General features: G+C 69.3%; 18 protein-coding genes and 1 tRNA gene. 16 read left to right on the top strand and 3 right to left on the bottom strand.

Translation table 11 applies throughout. The features are described from left to right. The first annotated feature begins 57 nt into the window (after nucleotides 1-57). The 4 genes from ACFYRU_RS35460 to ACFYRU_RS35445 are packed head-to-tail and all read left to right on the top strand — an operon-like array spanning nucleotide 58 to nucleotide 3564. Nucleotides 58-948: a MerR family transcriptional regulator gene (locus tag ACFYRU_RS35460; protein WP_387667198.1), complete on the top strand. Its 891-nt coding sequence runs from the start codon at nucleotides 58-60 to the stop codon at nucleotides 946-948. Continuing rightward, nucleotides 945-2411, top strand: a complete 1467-nt coding sequence (locus ACFYRU_RS35455; RefSeq protein WP_387667195.1) for an SDR family oxidoreductase — start codon at nucleotides 945-947, stop codon at nucleotides 2409-2411. The genes ACFYRU_RS35460 and ACFYRU_RS35455 overlap by 4 nt, the downstream gene beginning before the upstream one ends. Continuing rightward, nucleotides 2408-2635: an SRPBCC family protein gene (locus tag ACFYRU_RS35450; RefSeq protein WP_387667193.1), complete on the top strand. Its 228-nt coding sequence runs from the start codon at nucleotides 2408-2410 to the stop codon at nucleotides 2633-2635. The genes ACFYRU_RS35455 and ACFYRU_RS35450 overlap by 4 nt, the downstream gene beginning before the upstream one ends. Next, complete coding sequence (locus tag ACFYRU_RS35445) at nucleotides 2632-3564, top strand: SDR family NAD(P)-dependent oxidoreductase (protein WP_387667191.1); 933 nt, start codon at nucleotides 2632-2634, stop codon at nucleotides 3562-3564. The genes ACFYRU_RS35450 and ACFYRU_RS35445 overlap by 4 nt, the downstream gene beginning before the upstream one ends. Before the next feature lie 223 nt (nucleotides 3565-3787). Here ACFYRU_RS35445 and ACFYRU_RS35440 read toward each other — a convergent pair. Beyond that, nucleotides 3788-3859: transfer RNA gene (locus ACFYRU_RS35440), tRNA-Arg, on the bottom strand. Nucleotides 3860-3939: 80 nt separating this feature from the next. On the opposite strand from ACFYRU_RS35440, the gene ACFYRU_RS35435 reads away from it, so the two are divergent. The 12 genes from ACFYRU_RS35435 to prmC all read left to right on the top strand — a co-directional run bounded on the left by ACFYRU_RS35435 (nucleotide 3940) and on the right by prmC (nucleotide 16996). Further along, nucleotides 3940-4773, top strand: coding sequence for a hypothetical protein (locus ACFYRU_RS35435; RefSeq protein WP_387667189.1), 834 nt, complete (start codon nucleotides 3940-3942; stop codon nucleotides 4771-4773). A 136-nt stretch (nucleotides 4774-4909) separates the two neighbouring features. After that, the gene (locus ACFYRU_RS35430) at nucleotides 4910-5095 is read left to right on the top strand and encodes a PspC domain-containing protein (RefSeq protein ID WP_387667186.1); all 186 of its coding nucleotides are present in this window, start codon (nucleotides 4910-4912) and stop codon (nucleotides 5093-5095) included. A 44-nt stretch (nucleotides 5096-5139) separates the two neighbouring features. Continuing rightward, nucleotides 5140-5670 carry a hypothetical protein gene (locus ACFYRU_RS35425; protein WP_387667184.1) on the top strand — a complete coding sequence of 177 codons (531 nt, stop codon included), beginning with the start codon at nucleotides 5140-5142 and terminating at the stop codon, nucleotides 5668-5670. A gap of 63 nt (nucleotides 5671-5733) precedes the next feature. Then, nucleotides 5734-7392 carry an arginine--tRNA ligase gene (argS, locus tag ACFYRU_RS35420; RefSeq protein ID WP_387667181.1) on the top strand — a complete coding sequence of 553 codons (1659 nt, stop codon included), beginning with the start codon at nucleotides 5734-5736 and terminating at the stop codon, nucleotides 7390-7392. Further along, nucleotides 7389-8795, top strand: a complete 1407-nt coding sequence (gene lysA, locus ACFYRU_RS35415; protein WP_387667179.1) for a diaminopimelate decarboxylase — start codon at nucleotides 7389-7391, stop codon at nucleotides 8793-8795. The genes argS and lysA overlap by 4 nt, the downstream gene beginning before the upstream one ends. Then, nucleotides 8792-10090 (top strand): homoserine dehydrogenase, encoded by a 1299-nt coding sequence (locus ACFYRU_RS35410; protein ID WP_387667176.1) that lies wholly within the window; start codon nucleotides 8792-8794, stop codon nucleotides 10088-10090. The genes lysA and ACFYRU_RS35410 overlap by 4 nt, the downstream gene beginning before the upstream one ends. 5 nt (nucleotides 10091-10095) lie before the next feature. Beyond that, entirely contained in the window at nucleotides 10096-11160 is a 1065-nt protein-coding gene (gene thrC / locus ACFYRU_RS35405; RefSeq protein WP_387667173.1) for a threonine synthase, read from the top strand. Between the two features lie 52 nt (nucleotides 11161-11212). Then, complete coding sequence (gene thrB, locus ACFYRU_RS35400) at nucleotides 11213-12103, top strand: homoserine kinase (protein WP_387667171.1); 891 nt, start codon at nucleotides 11213-11215, stop codon at nucleotides 12101-12103. A 327-nt stretch (nucleotides 12104-12430) separates the two neighbouring features. After that, nucleotides 12431-14614 carry a transcription termination factor Rho gene (gene rho, locus ACFYRU_RS35395; protein WP_387667169.1) on the top strand — a complete coding sequence of 728 codons (2184 nt, stop codon included), beginning with the start codon at nucleotides 12431-12433 and terminating at the stop codon, nucleotides 14612-14614. A 115-nt stretch (nucleotides 14615-14729) separates the two neighbouring features. Beyond that, nucleotides 14730-14936 (top strand): 50S ribosomal protein L31, encoded by a 207-nt coding sequence (gene rpmE / locus ACFYRU_RS35390; RefSeq protein ID WP_387667166.1) that lies wholly within the window; start codon nucleotides 14730-14732, stop codon nucleotides 14934-14936. A gap of 159 nt (nucleotides 14937-15095) precedes the next feature. Continuing rightward, the gene (gene prfA, locus ACFYRU_RS35385) at nucleotides 15096-16172 is read left to right on the top strand and encodes a peptide chain release factor 1 (protein ID WP_387667164.1); all 1077 of its coding nucleotides are present in this window, start codon (nucleotides 15096-15098) and stop codon (nucleotides 16170-16172) included. Then, complete coding sequence (gene prmC, locus ACFYRU_RS35380) at nucleotides 16169-16996, top strand: peptide chain release factor N(5)-glutamine methyltransferase (protein ID WP_387667162.1); 828 nt, start codon at nucleotides 16169-16171, stop codon at nucleotides 16994-16996. Before prfA ends, prmC begins: the two co-directional genes overlap by 4 nt. 8 nt (nucleotides 16997-17004) lie before the next feature. Here prmC and ACFYRU_RS35375 read toward each other — a convergent pair whose 3' ends face one another. Both ACFYRU_RS35375 and ACFYRU_RS35370 read right to left on the bottom strand, forming a co-directional pair. Next, a complete protein-coding gene (locus tag ACFYRU_RS35375; RefSeq protein WP_387667160.1) occupies nucleotides 17005-17874 on the bottom strand; it encodes an endonuclease/exonuclease/phosphatase family protein in 870 nt (289 codons plus the stop codon). Further along, nucleotides 17871-18638: a hypothetical protein gene (locus ACFYRU_RS35370; protein WP_387667158.1), complete on the bottom strand. Its 768-nt coding sequence runs from the start codon at nucleotides 18636-18638 to the stop codon at nucleotides 17871-17873. The genes ACFYRU_RS35375 and ACFYRU_RS35370 overlap by 4 nt, the downstream gene beginning before the upstream one ends. Nucleotides 18639-18803: the final 165 nt, after the last annotated feature.

Here is an 18803-nt window from a genome sequence, read left to right as displayed (position 1 = left end):
TTAGGGCGGCATCTTGAGGCTTGTCAAAGATCTGTCTAGGTTTTGTATAGTGAGCTCATGGAGACTTCGGTTCCGGGTGCGTTGCGGATCGGTGCGTTGAGCAAGCGCGCCGGCGTCAGCGAGCACGTCCTGCGTGCCTGGGAGACGCGGTACGGCCTGCTATCGCCGACGCGGTCCGCGGGCGGCTTCCGGCTGTACTCCGAGCACGACGTACGCCGGGTGCAGCGGATGCGGGCGTACCTCGCCGACGGCCTGTCCGCGGCGGAGGCAGCGCGTGCCGTCCTCTCGGAGTCCCGGGGCACGTTGCGGACGCCCGTGCCGGACCCGGTCGCAGTACGGACCGCGACGGTCGGCGCAGCGGCCAGCCTCCAGGTCGCATTGGACGACCTGGACGAGCGGGCCGCGCATGTCGTCCTCGACGAACTGTTCGCCACGCTGACGATCGAGGCCGTGATCCGCGACGTGCTGATTCCGTACCTGCACGATCTGGGCGTTCGGTGGTCCCGCGGCGAGGTCACGGTGGGACAGGAGCACTTCGCCAGCAACGTCGTCCGCTCACGGCTCGCGGCCCTGTCCCGCGGCTGGGGCAGCGGCGCGGGACCCAAGGCCCTGCTGGCCTGCCCGCCCGGCGAACTGCACGACATCGCCCTGCTGTCGTTCGGACTGGTGCTGCGTCGCATCGGCTGGCGTGTGGTTTTCCTGGGGGCCGACTCGCCGATGTCCGACATCGAACGGACCACGGCGGTGCTCGAACCGGACCTGGTGATGCTCGCCGCGTCCGACCCGGCCCGCTTCGACAGCGTCCGCCCGGAACTCGTCCGCCTCGCCCAGGCCGGCTCCCTCGCACTCGCCGGCCCCGGCGCCTCGCCGGACCTGGCCGCCGCCATCGGAGCGCAGTACGTCGAGAACGACCCCGTCACGTCCGCAGAGCGATTGGCGCGGCGATGACCCGCGTCCTGGTCACCGGAGCCACCGGCTACATCGGCGGGCGGCTGGTGCCGGAACTGCTCGCGGCCGGGTACGACGTCCGCGTATTGGCCCGGCGCGCGCAGCGCCTCGACGGCCGTCCGTGGCGGTCCCAGGTCCAGGTCACCGAAGGCGACGCCGCCGATCCGGAGGCGTTGACGAAGGCGCTCGTCGACGTCGACGTCGCGTACTACCTGATCCACTCACTCGGCACCGGGAGGCGGTTCGAGGAGCGCGACCGGCGGACGGCGCTCGCGTTCGGGGTCGCGTGCCGCGAGTCGGAGATCGGCCGGATCGTGTACCTCGGTGGGCTGTACCCCGACGGCGAGGAACTGTCGCCGCACCTCGGGTCCCGCCGCGAGGTAGGCGAGATCCTGCTCGCGAGCGGCGTACCGACGACCGTGCTGCGCGCCGCGGTGATCATCGGTTCGGGGTCCGCGTCGTTCGAGATGCTGCGGTACCTGACCGAGCGGTTGCCGGTGATGGTGACACCGCGCTGGCTGGACACCCGGATCCAGCCGATCGCGGTCCGCGACGTACTGCACTGCCTCGTCGGGTCCGCGCGGATGCCCGCCGACGTGAACCGCGGCTTCGACATCGGCGGGCCGGACGTACTGACGTACCGCGCGATGATGCAGCGGTATGCCGCGGTCGCCGGCCTCCGCCCGCGCCGCATCGTCACGCTCCCATTGCTCAGCCCCGGCCTGTCGAGCCACTGGGTCGGACTGGTCACGCCGGTCCCGAGCGGCATTGCCCGTCCGCTGGTCGACAGCCTGGTGCACGAGGTCGTGTGCAAGGAACACGACATCGACCGGTACGTCGGTCCGCGTGACCCGATCGGCTTCGACCGCGCCGTCGCGCTCGCATTGAAGAAGGTGCACGACCTGGATGTCAGTACGTCGTGGGCGTCCGCCGCGACGCCGGGTGCGCCGAGCGATCCGCTGCCGGGTGACCCGGACTGGAGCGGCGGCTCGCTGTACGTCGACGAACGCGACTGTACGGTCGAGGCGTCGCCGCGGCAGCTGTGGAACGTGATCGAGGGCATCGGTGGGCGGCGCGGCTGGTACTCGTGGCGGCTGGGCTGGTGGACCCGCGGGCTGCTCGACCGGGTCGTCGGTGGGCCAGGACTGCGCCGCGGCCGGCTCCATCCGGACACGCTCGCGGTCGGCGATCCTCTCGACTGGTGGCGCGTCGAGGCGCTCGAACGCGGCCGGCTGCTCCGGCTCCGCGCCGAGATGCGGCTGCCCGGTGAGGCATGGCTCGAGCTGTGCGCAGGCACCGACGACGAAGGCCGCACGCTGTTCCGGCAGCGTGCGCTGTTCCATCCCCGGGGGCTGCCCGGCGAGCTGTACTGGGCGGCGATCCGGCCGTTCCACGACGTCGTCTTCGGCGGCATGCAACGCAACATCGCCCACGCGGCCGAACGAGCGGAGGTGTCCCGATGATCGTCATCGAACGCGAAGTCGCCGTGGCCGCCCCGCTGGAACGCGTCTTCGACTACCTCTCCGACTTCACGTCCACCGAGGAATGGGACCCGGGCACAGTCCGCACCAGCCTCGTCTCCGGCAACGGGGGAGTCGGTACAACGTTCCTGCGGAAGCCGTTCGACCACCTGGGGGAGGAAGCCGAAGAGGGGCTACGCAACGCCCTGGGGAAGTTGGCCGCATGACTCTGGACACTCTGCTGGATCGCCTGGTAGTCCTCGGCTACACGCGACTCGGCTACAAGTACCGTGCTCGTACGTGGCCTTCCGACGACCCCGAACCCCAAGCATTAAAGGGGAAAACGGTCATAGTAACCGGAGCCCGCACAGGCCTGGGCAAAGCCACTGCAGCAGCCCTGGCGAACCTCGGCGCAACCGTTCGCTTGGCAGTCCGGGACCCAGCCAAAGCCCAGGACGCCCTGACCGAGCTCCAGTCCAACGGAGGCACGTACATTCTCGACCAGTGCGACGTCGCCGACCTGACGTCAGTCCGCCACTACGCGTCGACCATCGAAGAACCGATCCACGCCCTGATCCACAACGCCGGCGTGATGCCCCCGGTGAGAACAGAAAGCCCCCAAGGTCACGAGCTGACCCTGGCCACCCACGTACTAGGCCCCCTCCTCCTGACCGAGCTCCTGAAACACCACCTGTCGAGAGTCATCTTCGTAGCCTCCGGCGGCATGTACACCCAACCCCTCCCGGAAGACCCCGAGTACAGAGACGCCCCCTACAAACCAGCAGTCGCCTACGCCCGCACCAAACGAATCCAGGTAGACCTCACCCCGCTCATGGCGACCCACTTCGCCCCCACGACGATCGCCACGATGCACCCAGGCTGGTCCCACACCCCAGGCCTGACAACCTCCCTCCCAACCTTCACCCGCCTGACCGGCCCGTTGCTGCGGACCCCCGCGCAAGGCGCGGACACCACAATCTGGCTAGCAGCAACAGACCCCGCCCCACCCACAGGCAACTTCTGGCACGACCGAAAACCCCGCCCCACCCACTACCTCCCCCACACCAAATCCACCACCACAACAAGAACCGCCACCTGGACCTACTGCCAAACCCAAGCAGGCCTCCCCACCCCCACCTACCCCCCGCCCAAGTGAGCGAGCGAAGCGAAGCGCCTTTCGGGCGGGCAACTGGCGCGCCAGACATAGGGAGCGAGCGAAGCGAAGCGCTCAGCCCAAGCGGAGGGAGCGGAGCGACTCACGGCGGGGGTCCGGGGGGCGGAGCCCTCCCGGGGCGGGGTCTGGGGGCTCCGCCCCCAGAAAGCACGACGGCCGATCAACGCGCGAGCTTCACCCGCGCACAGATCGGCCAGATCGGTCGCGCCCCCGGCAGGATTCGAACCTGCGCACCCGCCTCCGGAGGGCGGTGCTCTATCCCCTGAGCTACGGGGGCTCAGGAACGAGCAGAACATTAGCAGCATGTTCATGCCATTTCCGAATCGGGCCCCTCCGGCGTGGGGTAGAAGTCTGGGCATGCGCAAACCAGGGATTTCTCTCGTTCTCGTGCTAGCCGCCCTCCTCCTACCCACCCAGGCCCACGCTGTCGACGGATGGCATGTAGTCGGCTCTGACAACGCCCGTCCGCTCGACGAGAGCCAGGGCCTCGCCACGGTCACCCGCGGCGGCACCACGCAGTACCGCTACACAGGTGTCGGAACGATCCCGTCGGCCCTGCTGGTCCGCGGCTGGAACCATGTCGGCGACCCCGGCGCCTCGCAGGGCTGGTACGTCGAGCCGTACCAGCGTGACGACCGCGGCGCGAAGCTGTACCGCGTGCAGTCCCCGTCCGGTACCTGGACCAACTACACGCACGCCCTCGAGTCCTGGGAAGCCAACAACAACAGCTTCGCCGCGGTGAGCCCTGACGCTCAGTGGATGGTCACGGGCGAGTGGGGCACCATGGACCGCCTCCTGGTCCTCCCAATGCCAGGCGTGGCCGCAACTGATCCCACCAAGAACCTCCCGTACGCGTCTGCGATCCGCCTGGACCACCAGGTCCGCGACGTACAGGGCTGCGACTTCCTGAACGCCACGCAGCTCCTGTGCTCCTCGGACGACCCGGACGGCAGTCTGTTCGGTACGACGAAGCCGCTGCTCCAGGTGGACCTGTCGGCGCCGGTCGGTTCCACCGACGTCACGGGCCACGTCACGTCGCTCGGGCAGCTCCCGCTGAAGAGTGGTTGCTCCGGCAGCTTCGAGGTGGAGGGCATCGACTACTACGAGAACGACGGCACCCTGCGCGTCGTGGTGATGTCCCCGAGCGTCTGCGTCGGCATCGACAGCAAGACGTACCGCTTCCAGCGCTGAGCACGACTTTCGTCATACGGGCGACCCCTGAGCGCACCCTGGAACCACCGCGAAGTGGCATCCGGCCCGGCCTGCACGCCGTCATAGTGGACACAAGGCCCGACGGAGGCCCAACGGTGGAAAGGAAACGGTACTCATGGCCAGCTCTCTGGTTCGCCCGGTCAACGATCGCTGGATCGGTGGTGTCTGTTCCGGACTGGCTCGCCGGTTCGGTATCTCCGCCAACACGATGCGGCTGATCTTCGTGATCAGCTGCCTGCTGCCCGGCCCGCAGTTCCTCATCTACATCGCGCTCTGGGTCCTGATGCCGTCCGAGCGCTGACCCCGGCGTCCCGCTGTCCCGGCTCAGCTGGCAATCTGGCTCCCATGAGAGCTGGCAGGTGGGCCGGGACGGCGGGCGCGCTGCTGCTCGCCGCCAGTGTGCTCGGTGTGCTCGCCGGGTGCCAGGTCGGCCCCGCGGCGCCGGCGGCCGCCGACCTGCGGACCGGCGAGCCCCCGTGGGACGCACCCCGCGACGCCGTCTCGTACATCGACAAGGCCGGCTTCGAGCGGCTCCCGCTGGACTTCTCCGGCCCGTCCCCGTACACGCTGAACATCGCGGTCACGCTGGACGGCAAGCCGGTGCAGGTCGCGGCCGGGATCGGCATCGACAAGCTCCGCGCCGAGCAGGCCGCCGTACACACCCACACCACAGACGGCCAGGTCTGGGTCGAAGCCAAGACCGCCGCCGAACAGCCGACCCTCGCCCAGTTCTTCACCCTCTGGGGCGTCCGGTACGACGCCAACTGCCTCGCCGACGCCTGCAAGGCCGTGACCGTCACCGTAGACGGCAACCCCGCCCCCTGGGATACCCCACTGATACGCAACAGCCACATCCTCATCACCGCCCGGAGCTGACCTCCGTACCGCGCTGTGGATAGCGAGTCAAGGGTTTTGGTGGGAGCCCATTAGGCTGATCCGGTGACTCCGGAACAGCTCGCTGAGAAGATCCTGCAGGCCCTGGCCGCGCTCGCCGCCGACGGCACCATCACCGTCGAGGGCGGGCTGCCGCGCGAGCTGAAGGTCGAGCGACCCAAGAACCCCGAGCACGGGGACTACGCCACCAACGTCGCGATGCAGCTCGGCAAGCGCGCCGGGCTGAACCCGCGCCAGTTCGCCGAGCTGCTGGCCGGCAAGCTCCGCGACGACGAGGCGATCACCGCCGTCGACATCGCCGGCCCCGGCTTCATCAACCTCCGGGTCGCGGCCGATGCCCAGGGCAAGGTCGCCCAGGCGATCCTGGAGGCCGGCGAACAGTACGGCACCAGCGACAGCCTGCAGGGCCGGACGATCAACCTCGAGTTCATCTCGGCGAACCCGACCGGCCCGCTGCACCTCGGCCACACCCGCTGGGCCGCCGTCGGCGACGCGCTGGCCCGGGTGCTGACCGCGGCCGGCGCGAGCGTGACGCGCGAGTTCTACATCAACGACCGCGGCAACCAGATGGACAAGTTCGGCGCCAGCCTGCAGGCCGCCGCGCACAGTGAGCCGATTCCCGAGGACGGGTACCACGGCGAGTACATCCTCGACCTGGCCAAGCGGATCGTCGCGGAGGTGCCGGGGATCACCGAGCTGCCCGTCGACGAGCAGCTGGTCGCTTTCCGCGAGGCGGGGTACGAGCGTCAGCTCAAGGAGCAGCAGGAGCAGCTCGAGCACTTCCGGACCAAGTTCGACGTCTGGTTCTCCGAGCGCAGCCTGCACGAGCAGGACGGCGTACCGCACGCGATCCAGAAGCTCCGCGACCAGGGCCATCTGTACGAGGCCGACGACGCGCTGTGGATGCGGACGACCGACTTCACCGACGACAAGGACCGGGTGCTGATCCGGTCCAACGGCGAGCCTACGTACTTCGCCTCCGACGCGGCGTACTACGTGAACAAGCGCGAGCGCGGGTTCGAGACCTGTATCTACCTGCTCGGCGCCGACCACCACGGCTACGTGAACCGGCTCAAGGCGATCGCGGCCTGTGCCGGCGACGACCCCGAGCACAACATCGAGATCCTCATCGGCCAGCTGGTGAAGATCCTCAAGGGCGGCCAGGAGATGCGGCTGTCCAAGCGGGCCGGCACCATCGTCACGCTCGCCGAGCTCGTCGAGGAGGGCGGCGTCGACGGCCTGCGCTACACGCTCTGCCGTTACCCCGCCGACTCCCCGCTGACCCTGGACATCGAGGAGATGACCCGCCAGGCCAGCGAGAACCCGGTGTTCTACGTGCAGTACGCGCACGCCCGGCTCGCCTCGATCCTGCGCAACGCCGACGAGCTCGGCATCAAGCTGGACGAGTTCGACCCGGGCCTGCTCAGCCACGAGCGCGAGGGCGACCTGCTGCGCGCGCTGGCCGAGTTCCCGCGGGTGGTGGCGACCGCCGCCGAGCTGCGCGAGCCGCACCGGATCGCCCGGTACCTCGAGGACACCGCGTCCGCGTTCCACAAGTTCTACGACAGCTGCCGCGTACTGCCGCGCGGCGACGAGGAGGTGGAGCCGGTGCACAAGGCTCGCCTGACCCTGGTCTCCGCGACCCGGACCGTACTCGCCAACGGGCTCGACCTGCTCGGCGTCTCCGCACCGGAGCGGATGTGAGGGCGCACGAGGCGGGCGCGCTGCACGCCGACATCGGCCACCGGGCACCGCCCTGGCTGCGCGCTCCCCGTGACCCCAACGAACTGGTCCCGTCGCTCTGGTCGACGAACGCGAAGAAGGACGGCGAAGGCGCCCTCGTGGTCGGCGGCGTCGACGTACGCGACCTGGTCGCCGAACACGGCAGTCCCGCGTACGTCCTGGACGAGGACGACTTCCGCGCCCGGGCCCGTGCCTTCAAGCACGCCTTCAAGGACGTCGACGTGTACTACGCGGGCAAGGCCTTCCTCTGTACGACGGTCGTGCGCTGGGTGATGGAAGAAGGCCTGAACCTCGACATCTGCAGCGGGGGAGAGCTGGCCGTCGCGCTGCGTGCCGGCGCCGACCCGAAGCGCCTCGGGTTCCACGGCAACAACAAATCCGAGTCCGAGCTGGCCCGCGCGCTGGACGCCGGCGTCGGCCGGATCGTCGTCGACTCGCAGTACGAGATCACCCGGCTGATCGCCCTGGCCGCCGAGCGCGACACCGTCGCCCCGGTGATGGTCCGGGTCACGGCCGGCGTCGAGGCGCACACCCATGCCTACATCGCGACCGCGCACGAGGACCAGAAGTTCGGCTTCTCGATCACCTCCGGTGCGGCCTTCGAAGCCGTTGCCCGGATCAACGAAGCGCCGGAGCTCGAGTTGCTCGGCCTGCACTCGCACATCGGTTCGCAGATCTTCGACTCGGCCGGTTTCGAGGTGGCCGCCAAGCGCGTGATCGCCTTGCACGCAAGGGTTTCCGACGAGCTAGGCGTCGACATGCCGGAGCTCGACCTGGGTGGTGGCTTCGGGATCGCGTACACCACTCAGGACGACCCGTCGGACCCGGCGCAGCTGGCCACCGAGATGGGCAAGATCGTCGAGCACGAGTGCCACGAGCACGAGATCCCGGTCCCGCGGGTGTCGGTCGAGCCCGGCCGCGCGATCGTCGGCCCGGCGATGTGCACGGTGTACTCGGTCGGCACCGTCAAGGAGGTCGAGCTGGACGCCGGCGCGGCCCGTACGTACGTGTCGGTGGACGGCGGGATGAGCGACAACATCCGCGCCGCGCTGTACGACGCCGACTACTCCTGCACGCTCGCCAACCGGTACTCCGACGCCCCGGCGACGCTGGCCCGCGTGGTCGGCAAGCACTGCGAGGCCGGTGACATCGTGGTCAAGGACGAGTTCCTGCCGTCCGACGTACGGCCCGGCGACCTGATCGCCGTCCCGGGGACCGGCGCGTACTGCCGGTCGATGGCGAGCAACTACAACCACGTGCCGCGGCCACCGGTGATCGCGGTCAAGGACGGCCGAACGCGCGTCGTGGTACGCCGTGAGACCGAAGACGACCTGCTTCTCCTCGACATGGGGGCCGCCGAATGAAGAACGACGACAAACCTCTCAAGGTAGGCCTGCTCGGTTGCGGAGTGGTCGGCACCGAGGTGGTGCGGATCCTGACCGAGCAGGCGGACCACCTGGCGGCCCGCGTCGGCGCCCGGCTGGAGATCGCCGGGATCGCCGTCCGGCGAGCCGGGCGTGAGCGCGACATCGCGGTCGACCCGAGCCTGGTCACGACCGACGCGCACGCGCTCGTCTCCCGCGGCGACCTGGACCTGGTGATCGAGGTGATCGGCGGGCTCGAACCAGCCCGCGGTCTGATCCTGACCGCGCTCGAGCACGGCGCCTCGGTCGTCACCGCCAACAAGGCCCTGCTCGCCGAGGACGGCCCGACGTTGTTCGCGGCCGCCGAGAAGTACCAGCGCGACCTGTACTTTGAGGCAGCGGTCGCCGGCGCGATCCCGATCCTGCGGCCGCTGCGCGAGTCGCTCGCCGGCGACGACGTGGTCCGGGTGATGGGCATCGTCAACGGCACCACGAACTACATCCTCGACAAGATGGACAGCACCGGCGCAGGCTTCGACGAGGCGCTCGAGGAGGCGCAGGCGCTCGGGTACGCCGAGGCCGACCCGACCGCCGATATCGAAGGCTTCGACGCCGCCGCGAAGGCCGCGCTGCTGGCCAGCCTGGCCTTCCACACCCGGGTGTCGATCGCCGACGTGCACCGCGAGGGCATCACCGAGGTGACCGCGACCGACATCGCGTCGGCCCGCGAGATGGGCTGCGTGGTGAAGTCGCTGGCGATCTGCGAACTGGACGAGCGGACCGACTCCGTGAGTGCCCGGGTGTACCCGGCGATGATCCCGACCACACATCCATTGGCCAGTGTTCGGGACGCGTACAACGCGGTTTTCGTGGAAAGCAAGGCAGCCGGGCGGCTGATGTTCTATGGTCGTGGTGCCGGCGGCGCCCCGACGGCCAGTGCCGTCCTCGGGGATCTGGTGTCCGCCGCGCGCAACCGGCTCAAGGGCGTGCCGGGGGTCGGCGAGTCGTCGTACACCCAGCGGGCCGTACGGCCGATGGGCGACGCGATGACCCGCTACCACGTGTCGCTGGACGTGGCCGACAAGGCCGGTGTACTGGCGGCGGTGGCCCACGCGTTCTCCGAGCACGACGTGTCGATCCAGACCGTCCGCCAGGAGGGCCGGGGCAGTGACGCGCAGCTGGTGGTGGTCACCCACACCGCGACCGACGCCGCGTTGTCCGCGACCGTGGAGTCCTTGCGGGACATGGACATCGTCCGTGAAGTCAGCAGTGTGATGCGGGTAGAAGGCGAGTAATTCGAATGGTGCACCAGTGGCGTGGCGTGATCGAGGAGTACAGAGACCGGCTTCCCGTGTCGGCGGACACGCCGGTGGTCACGCTCGGCGAGGGCGGGACGCCGCTGGTGGCCGCGCAGTGGCTGAGCGAGCAGACCGGCTGCGAGGTGTGGCTGAAGGTCGAGGGCAACAACCCGACCGGCTCGTTCAAGGACCGCGGGATGACGGTCGCGATCTCGCTGGCGGCGCAGGCGGGTGACAAGGCCGTGGTGTGTGCGTCGACCGGTAACACCTCCGCGTCGGCCGCGGCGTACGCCGTCCGCGCGGGGATGTTGCCGCTGGTCGTGATTCCGGCCGGGCGGATCGCGAAGGGCAAGCTCGCGCAGGCGGTCGTACACGGCGCGAAGCTGGTGCAGATCGACGGCGGGTTCGACGACTGCCTGCGGATCGTGCGGGAGCTCGGCAAGAACTACCCGGTCGCGCTGGTGAACTCGGTGAACCCCGTACGGCTCGAGGGGCAGAAGACGGCCTCGTTCGAGGTGTGCGACGCGCTCGGTGACGCGCCGGATCTGCATCTGCTGCCGGTCGGGAACGCCGGCAACATCGCGGCGTACTGGAAGGGGTACCAGGAGTACGCCAAGGACAAGCTCGCGACTCGCACGCCGAAGATGTGGGGCTTCCAGGCCGAGGGCGCGGCGCCGATCGTGCGCGGCAGGATCGTCGAGAAGCCGGAGACCGCGGCCACGGCGATCCGGGTCGGGAATCCGGCGTCGTGGACGCTGGCCGAGGCCGCGCGGGACGAGTCCGGCGGCAAGATCGACCTGGTCACCGACGAGCAGATCCTCGATGCCCAGCGCGAGCTGGCTGCCCGCGAGGGTGTCTTCGTCGAGCCTGCCTCCGCGGCCGGTGTCGCGGGTCTCCTGCTGGCCAAGTCCAACGGCGAACTCCCCGGCGGCTCCACCGTCGTCATCACCGTCACCGGCCACGGCCTGAAAGACATCGACACGGCCCTCAACCACGTGACGTTCGAAGAACCCCCGGTGACACCGGCCGACACCGACGCGGTCGCCCGCATCGCCGGACTGGCCTGAGATGGCCGAGGCCGAGGCTGGACGCAAGCCGTGTGATCAGGTTCGGGTTCGGGTGCCGGCTACGAGTGCGAATCTGGGACCGGGGTTTGATGCGTTCGGGTTGGCGCTGACGTTGTACGACGACCTGGTGGTGACGCCGGGTGGGTCCGGGGTGACGGTGCAGGTCACTGGGTGCGGTGAGGGCGAAGTACCGCTGGACGAGTCGCATCTGGTGGTGCGGTCGATCCGGGCGGGGCTGGAGGCCTTGAAGGCTTCGGTGCCCGGATTCACGTTGCGGTGTGAGAACCGGATCCCGCACGGGCGTGGGCTCGGGTCCTCGTCCGCCGCGATCGTCGGCGGCCTCGCGGCGGCGTACGCGCTGGCCGGCGAGCAGCTCGACCGCGAGCGTCTCGTCGTACTGGCGAACGAGATCGAGGGGCACCCCGACAACGTCGCCGCGGCCGCACTCGGAGCGTTCGCTATCGCTTGGAGTGAAGGAGAAACCGGCCACGCGGTGAAGCTCGAACCGGCGGCGGGAACTGCTGTGGTCGCATACGTACCGGACAACCGCGTGCTCACCAAGGAGGCGCGCGGGCTGCTGCCGGGCGTTGTTTCCCACACCGACGCCGCGGCAAACGCCGGCAAGGCCGCGTTGCTCGTCGCCGCCCTCACCGGACGGCCCGAGTTGCTGCTCACCGCGACCGAGGACCGGCTGCACCAGGAGTACCGCGAACCCGCCATGCCGGAGAGCCTCGCGCTGGTGCACAAACTGCGCGGCAGCGGTCTCGCCGCGATCGTCAGCGGCGCCGGCCCGACGGTCGCCGTACTGGGCGCCGACGACGGCAAAAGCGCAGGTCAGGGCACGTTTTTCCGCGGTACGCCGGACGCTCCGGACGGCTGGACGAAGTACGAGCTGGGGATCGATCCAGTCGGCGTACAGGTCTGGTCGATGGAGGCGGGCTGACGCGGGGAATGCCGGGTCCCGGACACGCGCTGTACCCCTTGAGTCGGCAGAAGGACCTGTTGTGGTGCTAGTCTCGACTCACCCGATCCCCTCCAGGTGGTCGGCGTGCTCTCGTCACGATCCGGGCTGTGCTCCCGGCACCCTGTGTTGTGTGGCGACCCTCCTGTGGATGTGACCTGACGCCGCCTGCGTCGGAGATGTCCGGGGGGACTCAGATCGAACGAGAGACCTCCTGTACCCCGCGTGCCCGTTGTGTGGCCGTGGGTGGAATGAAACTGGTCGATGTGCCGTGCAGGCCTTCGACGATCCGTGTGGGAAGGACCTCACGTGACAGAAACTGTTGAAGCCTCCAGCGGAGCAGACGCAGCGGCCACCACCGCCACGCGTCGCCGGAAAGCTGGTGGCGGCCTCGAGGGCATGCTGCTCCCCGAGCTCAAGCAGCTCGCCGGGACGCTCGGCATCAAGGGCACCGGCGCACTGCGCAAGGGCCAGCTGATCGAGGCGATCAAGGCCGCTCAAGCGGGTTCCTCCGCGGGCGGCTCTACCGGCAGCCGGGCGAAGGCGACGCAGCCGACGCTGGACGAGGTTGCCGAGGCGCCGGCGAAGACCGCCGAGGCGCCGGCCAAGCGCGAGGGCGGCAGTCGCCGGACCCGCGCCGCCGCGCAGAAGGACGCGGCCCCCCAGAACGAGGCGCAGAACGAGGCGCAGGACGAGGGCCGGAGCGAGGCCCCGCAGCACGACGCCCGGCAGAACGGTGCTGCCCCCGAGGCCGCCGTCGAAGCGCCCGCGGCGAAGCAGACCCAGCCGGAGCCGGCCGCGCAGAACGGTGCGGTCCAGCCCGACGAGCGCGACGACCGGGGCGAGAACCAGGGCCGCAACCGCGACCGGAACAGCAACCGGAGCCGTGACAACCAGAACCGGGACAACAACCGGGACGGTCAGCGCGACGGCAACCGCGAGCAGAACCGCGACAGCCAGGGCCGGGACAACCGTTCCGACAACCGTTCCGACAACCGCACCGACAACCGCACCGACAACCGCACCGACGGTCGCGCTGACAACCGGCCTGACAGCCGGGGCGACAACCGCGGTGACAACCAGCGGAACCGCCAGGACCGCCAGGACCAGAACACCGACCGGGGCGAGGAAGGCGAGGGCCGTCGCCGGCGCCGCCGCGGACGCGACCGGGACCGGAACCGCGACGGCCAGACCGGCCGTGACGGTGGTCGTGACGGTGGTCGTGACGGTGGCCGGGACGGCGGGCGTGACAGTGGTCGCGACAGCGGCCGGGACAACACCCGCAGCCGTGGCCGCGGCGACCGGTACGACGCCGAGCCGACGATCACCGAGGACGACGTCCTGGTCCCCGCGGCCGGCATCCTCGACGTACTCGACAACTACGCGTTCGTCCGGACCAGCGGCTACCTGCCCGGCCCGAACGACGTGTACGTCGCGCTGTCGATGGTGAAGCGCTACGGCCTGCGCAAGGGTGACGCGATCACCGGCGCGGTGAAGCAGCCGCAGGAGGGCGAGCGCAAGGAGAAGTTCAACCCGCTGGTCCGGATCGACACCGTGAACGGTGCGGACCCGGAGATCGCCAAGCAGCGCCAGGACTTCAACAAGCTCACCCCGCTGTACGCGACCGAGCGGCTCCGGCTGGAGACCGAGCCGGGCATCCTCACTACCCGGATCGTCGACATCGTCAGCCCGATCGGCAAAGGTCAGCGCGGCCTGATCGTCTCCCCGCCGAAGGCCGGTAAGACGATGGTGCTGCAGGCGCTCGCGAACGCGATCACCACGAACAACCCTGAAGTACACCTGATGGTCGTGCTGGTGGACGAGCGGCCCGAAGAGGTCACCGACATGCAGCGCACGGTCAAGGGCGAGGTGATCGCCTCGACGTTCGACCGGCCGGCCGACGACCACACCACGGTCGCGGAGCTGGCGATCGAGCGGGCCAAGCGGCTGGTGGAGCTCGGGCACGACGTCGTCGTACTGCTCGACTCGATCACCCGGCTCGGCCGCGCGTACAACATCGCGGCGCCGGCCAGCGGCCGGATCCTGTCCGGTGGTGTGGACTCGTCCGCGCTGTACCCGCCGAAGCGGTTCTTCGGTGCGGCCCGCAACATCGAGGACGGCGGTTCGCTGACCATCCTCGCGACGGCGCTGATCGAGACCGGCTCGAAGATGGACGAGGTGATCTTCGAGGAGTTCAAGGGCACCGGCAACATGGAGCTCCGGCTGCGCCGCGAGTTCGCCGACCGGCGGATCTTCCCGGCGATCGACGTGGTCGCCTCCGGCACCCGCCGCGAGGAACTGCTGATGTCCAAGGACGAGACCCAGGTGGTCTGGAAGCTCCGCCGGGTGCTGTCCGCGCTCGACGGCCAGGCCGCACTCGAGCTCCTGATCGGCAAGCTCAAGGAGAGCAAGTCGAACATCGAGTTCCTGCTCCAGGTGAACAAGACCACCCCGTCGACCGGTACGACGCACAGCACCACCAACGGCGACTGATCGACCTCGATTACCAGTTTGCCGCCTCCGGGTGGCAAACTGGTCTGTCGGTTCCGGTTCACGTTCGCACCGTGCGGGCGACCCGGGACGCTTGATACTTCCTAGGAGACTTGTTGTGAAGGCTGATATCCACCCGACGTACGTCGAGACCAAGGTGACCTGCACCTGTGGCGCCACGTTCACCACGCGCTCGACCGCGGAGAACGGCGTCATCCACGCCGACGTGTGCTCGCAGTGCCACCCCTTCTACACCGGCAAGCAGAAGATTCTCGACACCGGTGGCCGCGTCGCCCGCTTCGAGAAGCGGTACGCCAAGAAGTAGCGGCGAAAGCTCTGGGCGAGGTGTGCCTGCGGACAGCGCAGGCCGCCTCGCTTTCGCGTGTTGTGCGGCTGCGCTCCGCTTGCCGCGGGCGGGGGCTTCGCCACCGCACCCCCTTGCGCGGCGCGGGCGTTTGTTCGTAACTGAAGGGAGGAGTGCGGCATGTTCGAGGCAGTGGAGACGCTGAAGGCGGAGTACGCCGAGCTGGAGCGGCAGATGTCGGAGCCGGAGCTGCACTCCGACCAGGCCAACGCCCGCCGGGTCGGCAAGCGGTACGCCGCGCTCGCGCCGGTCGTGCGGACGTACGACGAGTGGCTGCAGACCGGCGACGACATCGAGGCGGCGCGTGAGCTCGCGGCCGAGGACCCGGCGTTCGCCGAGGAGGCCACGCGGCTGACCGGCCGCCGCGAGGAGCTCGCGGAGCGGCTGCAGACGTTGCTCGTACCGCGGGACCCCAACGACGACAAGGACGCGATCCTCGAGATCAAGGCCGGCGAGGGCGGCGACGAGTCCGCGCTGTTCGCGGGCGACCTGCTGAAGATGTACCTGAAGTACGCCGAGACGCAGAACTGGAAGACCGAGGTGCTCGACTCGGCCGAGTCCGACCTCGGCGGGTACAAGTCGATCACGGTCGCGGTGAAGGCGAAGGGTACGCCGGAGCCCGGCGAGGCGCCGTACGCGAAGCTGAAGTTCGAAGGCGGCGTGCACCGGGTGCAGCGGGTACCGGTGACCGAGTCGCAGGGGCGGATCCACACGTCCGCGGCCGGCGTACTGGTGCTGCCGGAAGCTGAGGACGTCGATGTCGAGATCGACCCGAACGACCTGCGGATCGACGTGTTCCGGTCGTCCGGGCCGGGTGGGCAGAGCGTGAACACGACCGACTCCGCCGTCCGGATCACGCACCTGCCGACCGGGATCGTGGTGTCGATGCAGAACGAGAAGTCCCAGCTGCAGAACCGTGAGCAGGCGATGCGGGTCCTGCGTGCGCGCTTGCTGGCGGCCGCGCAGGAGGCGGCGGACCAGGAGGCGTCGGACGCGCGGCGCTCGCAGATCCGTACGGTGGACCGGTCGGAGCGGGTGCGTACGTACAACTTCCCGGAGAACCGCTTCTCCGACCACCGGGTCGGCTACAAGGCACACAACCTCGACCAGGTACTGGGCGGAGACCTCGAACCAGTCATCAAGGCCCTCACCGACGCCGACCTGGCCGCCCGCCTCGAGGCTGTCGACTCCCAGTGACTGTGAAGTTGCTGGTCGCCGAGGCGGCCGAACGGCTGCGCGAGGCGGGGGTGGCTTCTCCCGAGTTCGACGCCGCCGAGTTGCTTGCGTTTGTTACCGGGTCCAGCCGGATGATGCTGCGGGAGCCGACGGGGGACGAGCGGGCGCGGTTCGAGGAACTGGTCGGGCGGCGGGTGGGTCGGGAGCCGTTGCAGCATCTGACGGGGACGGCCGCGTTCCGGTACCGGGAGTTGGCGGTCGGGCCGGGGGTGTTCGTGCCGCGGCCGGAGACCGAGGTGATGGTCGGGTGGATCCTCGAGCGGATCGCCCGCGTCCGGAACCCGCTCGTGGTTGATCTGTGCAGCGGGTCGGGTGCGATCGCGGGAGCCGTGGCGACCGAGCGGCCGGACAGTACGGTGCATGCCGTCGAGTTGTCGGCGGACGCGGTGATGTGGGCTCGGCGGAACCTGGAAGGTACCGGGGCGATCCTGCACGAGGGCGACATCGACGGCTGCCTGCCGGAGCTCGACGGCCAGGTGGACGCGGTCATCTCGAACCCGCCGTACATCCCGTTGACCGCCTGGGAATCCGTGACCGCCGAGGTACGCGACCACGATCCGGCGCTCGCACTGTGGTCCGGCGACGACGGCCTAGACGAGATCAAGGTGGTCGCCGCCACAGCCGGTCGGCTCCTGAAGCCCGGCGGCTGGTTCGCCTGCGAGCACGCGGACGTCCAAGGCGAGTCGGCCCCCGCGGTCTTCGCCGCCACCGGCCTCTTCACCGAAGTCCGCGACCAACTGGACCTAGCCGGCCGCCACAGATTCGCAACCGGCCGCCGCATCTGACTGCAGCTTCAGCCGCGCGACAAACCTCGCCGGGGAGCGGGGCGAACAGGAGGCCGGCGGATGTCCTGCTCGCGGATACGGCCGACCGGCGGCCCAGCGGACGGTCGGCGGTCGACACGGCAGACGACGAGGTGGTGGTCCGCTCCGGGAAGCTGGACGACCTCGACCTCGCGGGCGACCAGCTCCGGGGTGGAGAACAACCGGTCGATCGACCGTCCGTCAGGTGTGGTCGGCGGTGGCGGATCGCCGAACGCGTCCACCAGTCCGAGTCGCTCACCGAAGAACTCCCGCGGGTTCGGCATGTTCAGGTCACCCGCGACGACCGCCCGCCGTACGCCCCGCCCGTCGAGCTCCTGCCTCAGGTGCGCCGCCAGCTCCAGGCCGTACGCGTGCCCCACACCCTCCCGGTACGTGTACCCGACTCCCACGGCGCTGCGAAACATGTGGATCGGGCATACCTGACCACCGACGATGTCCAGCCCGAACTCGGTCCGCGCGACCACGAACCCCTTCGGATGCGGATCCATCCCTGCGCCTGTCCGCCAATGCAGGAAGTCGATCGGGGGAGCCGGCAGGTCGATCCGCGGCAACTCCGTCAACGGGTACGCCGACGCGATGCCGACTCCCAGCCGCTCCACTCCCGGGATGTGGGAATCCGAGAAGTCCTGCTGCGCGTACGACAGCTTCTGGCCCGGCATCGCCGCCGTACCCAGCCGCTCCAGCTGATCGCTCCGGACATCCAGCTCGGTGACGACGAGTACGTCGGGACGAAGACCCACGAGCGCCCGCCCGAAGTCCGCCGTCCGGTCGGCGTCGACATACCCGTCCGCGCCGACGAGCCGGCCGCCCGCGACGTTGGCGAAGGCGATCGAGATCATTCGTAGACCACCAGTTCCGGGTGTGGCTTCAAGGACAGGACTTGGGTGGGGGTCATCAGTGGGCCGTGGCGGGTGTCTTCGGTGTAGAAGAGTTTGAAGCCGGTGTGGACGGCCGGTGGCAGGTTTGTGGTGAGCTTTGCCCAGGTCTTGAGTTTGTCCTTGCGGGCGCCGATCCCGTCGACCGACTTGATCGTCACGACGCCGGGATGCGGCTTCAGAGCAGCCTCGTCGCTGACGATCCTCGTCGACAGTTGGTGGAACACGAACGCCTTCTCGGGCAGCTGATGAGCCGTGACCAGCCCGGACAGGTAGGCCGCGATACTGTCGAGTTCGGCGCCCGTCGTATGCCCGAACACCCTGCCCGGCACCTGCGTCGGGCCGACGGCCCACTCGGGATCGAACGCGAGCCCGACGTCCGGCTCCTTCAGCCACCGCTCGAGCCGCTTCACCTCGGGCAGGATCTTGGCCCGCCCGGGCTGGATGTCGAGCAGGAGCAGCATCTTGTACTTCCGCGCGACCGCCAGGTACTGCTCGATCTTGGAGTCGTCCAGTCGCCCGCGGTACAGCCCGTCCTTGCCACGGGAACCGCGTGCGACCACCGCGATCAGTTCCAGCACAGGCTGCGGTGTCCGACCAGCCGCGTACGCGCGGGACAGGGTCTCCAGCTTGGCCGCCTTTGCGTCAAGATCCTTGTCGAGCGGTCCAAGCGCAGGAGAGCCGGGCAGCCCGACGTACGCGACCAGCTGGTACTTCGGGAACAGCACGCGCCCACCCCGTGGCAGCCCGTTAGGTGCAGGCGGTGGAGTGGGGCTGGGGTGTGCTGTCGTAGGAGGAGGTGGTGCGGCGGCAGGTGCCGGCTTGTCGCTGCAGGCCGACAGGGCCAGCAGTACGACGGCTACCGTCACACAGACTCTCCGCATCGACCCAGG

This window comes from Kribbella sp. NPDC004536 (assembly GCF_042873835.1).
Classification (GTDB): domain Bacteria; phylum Actinomycetota; class Actinomycetes; order Propionibacteriales; family Kribbellaceae; genus Kribbella.
The sequence above is the reverse complement of the archived record's forward strand: the minus strand, read 5'-3'. Positions and strand labels throughout refer to the sequence as shown.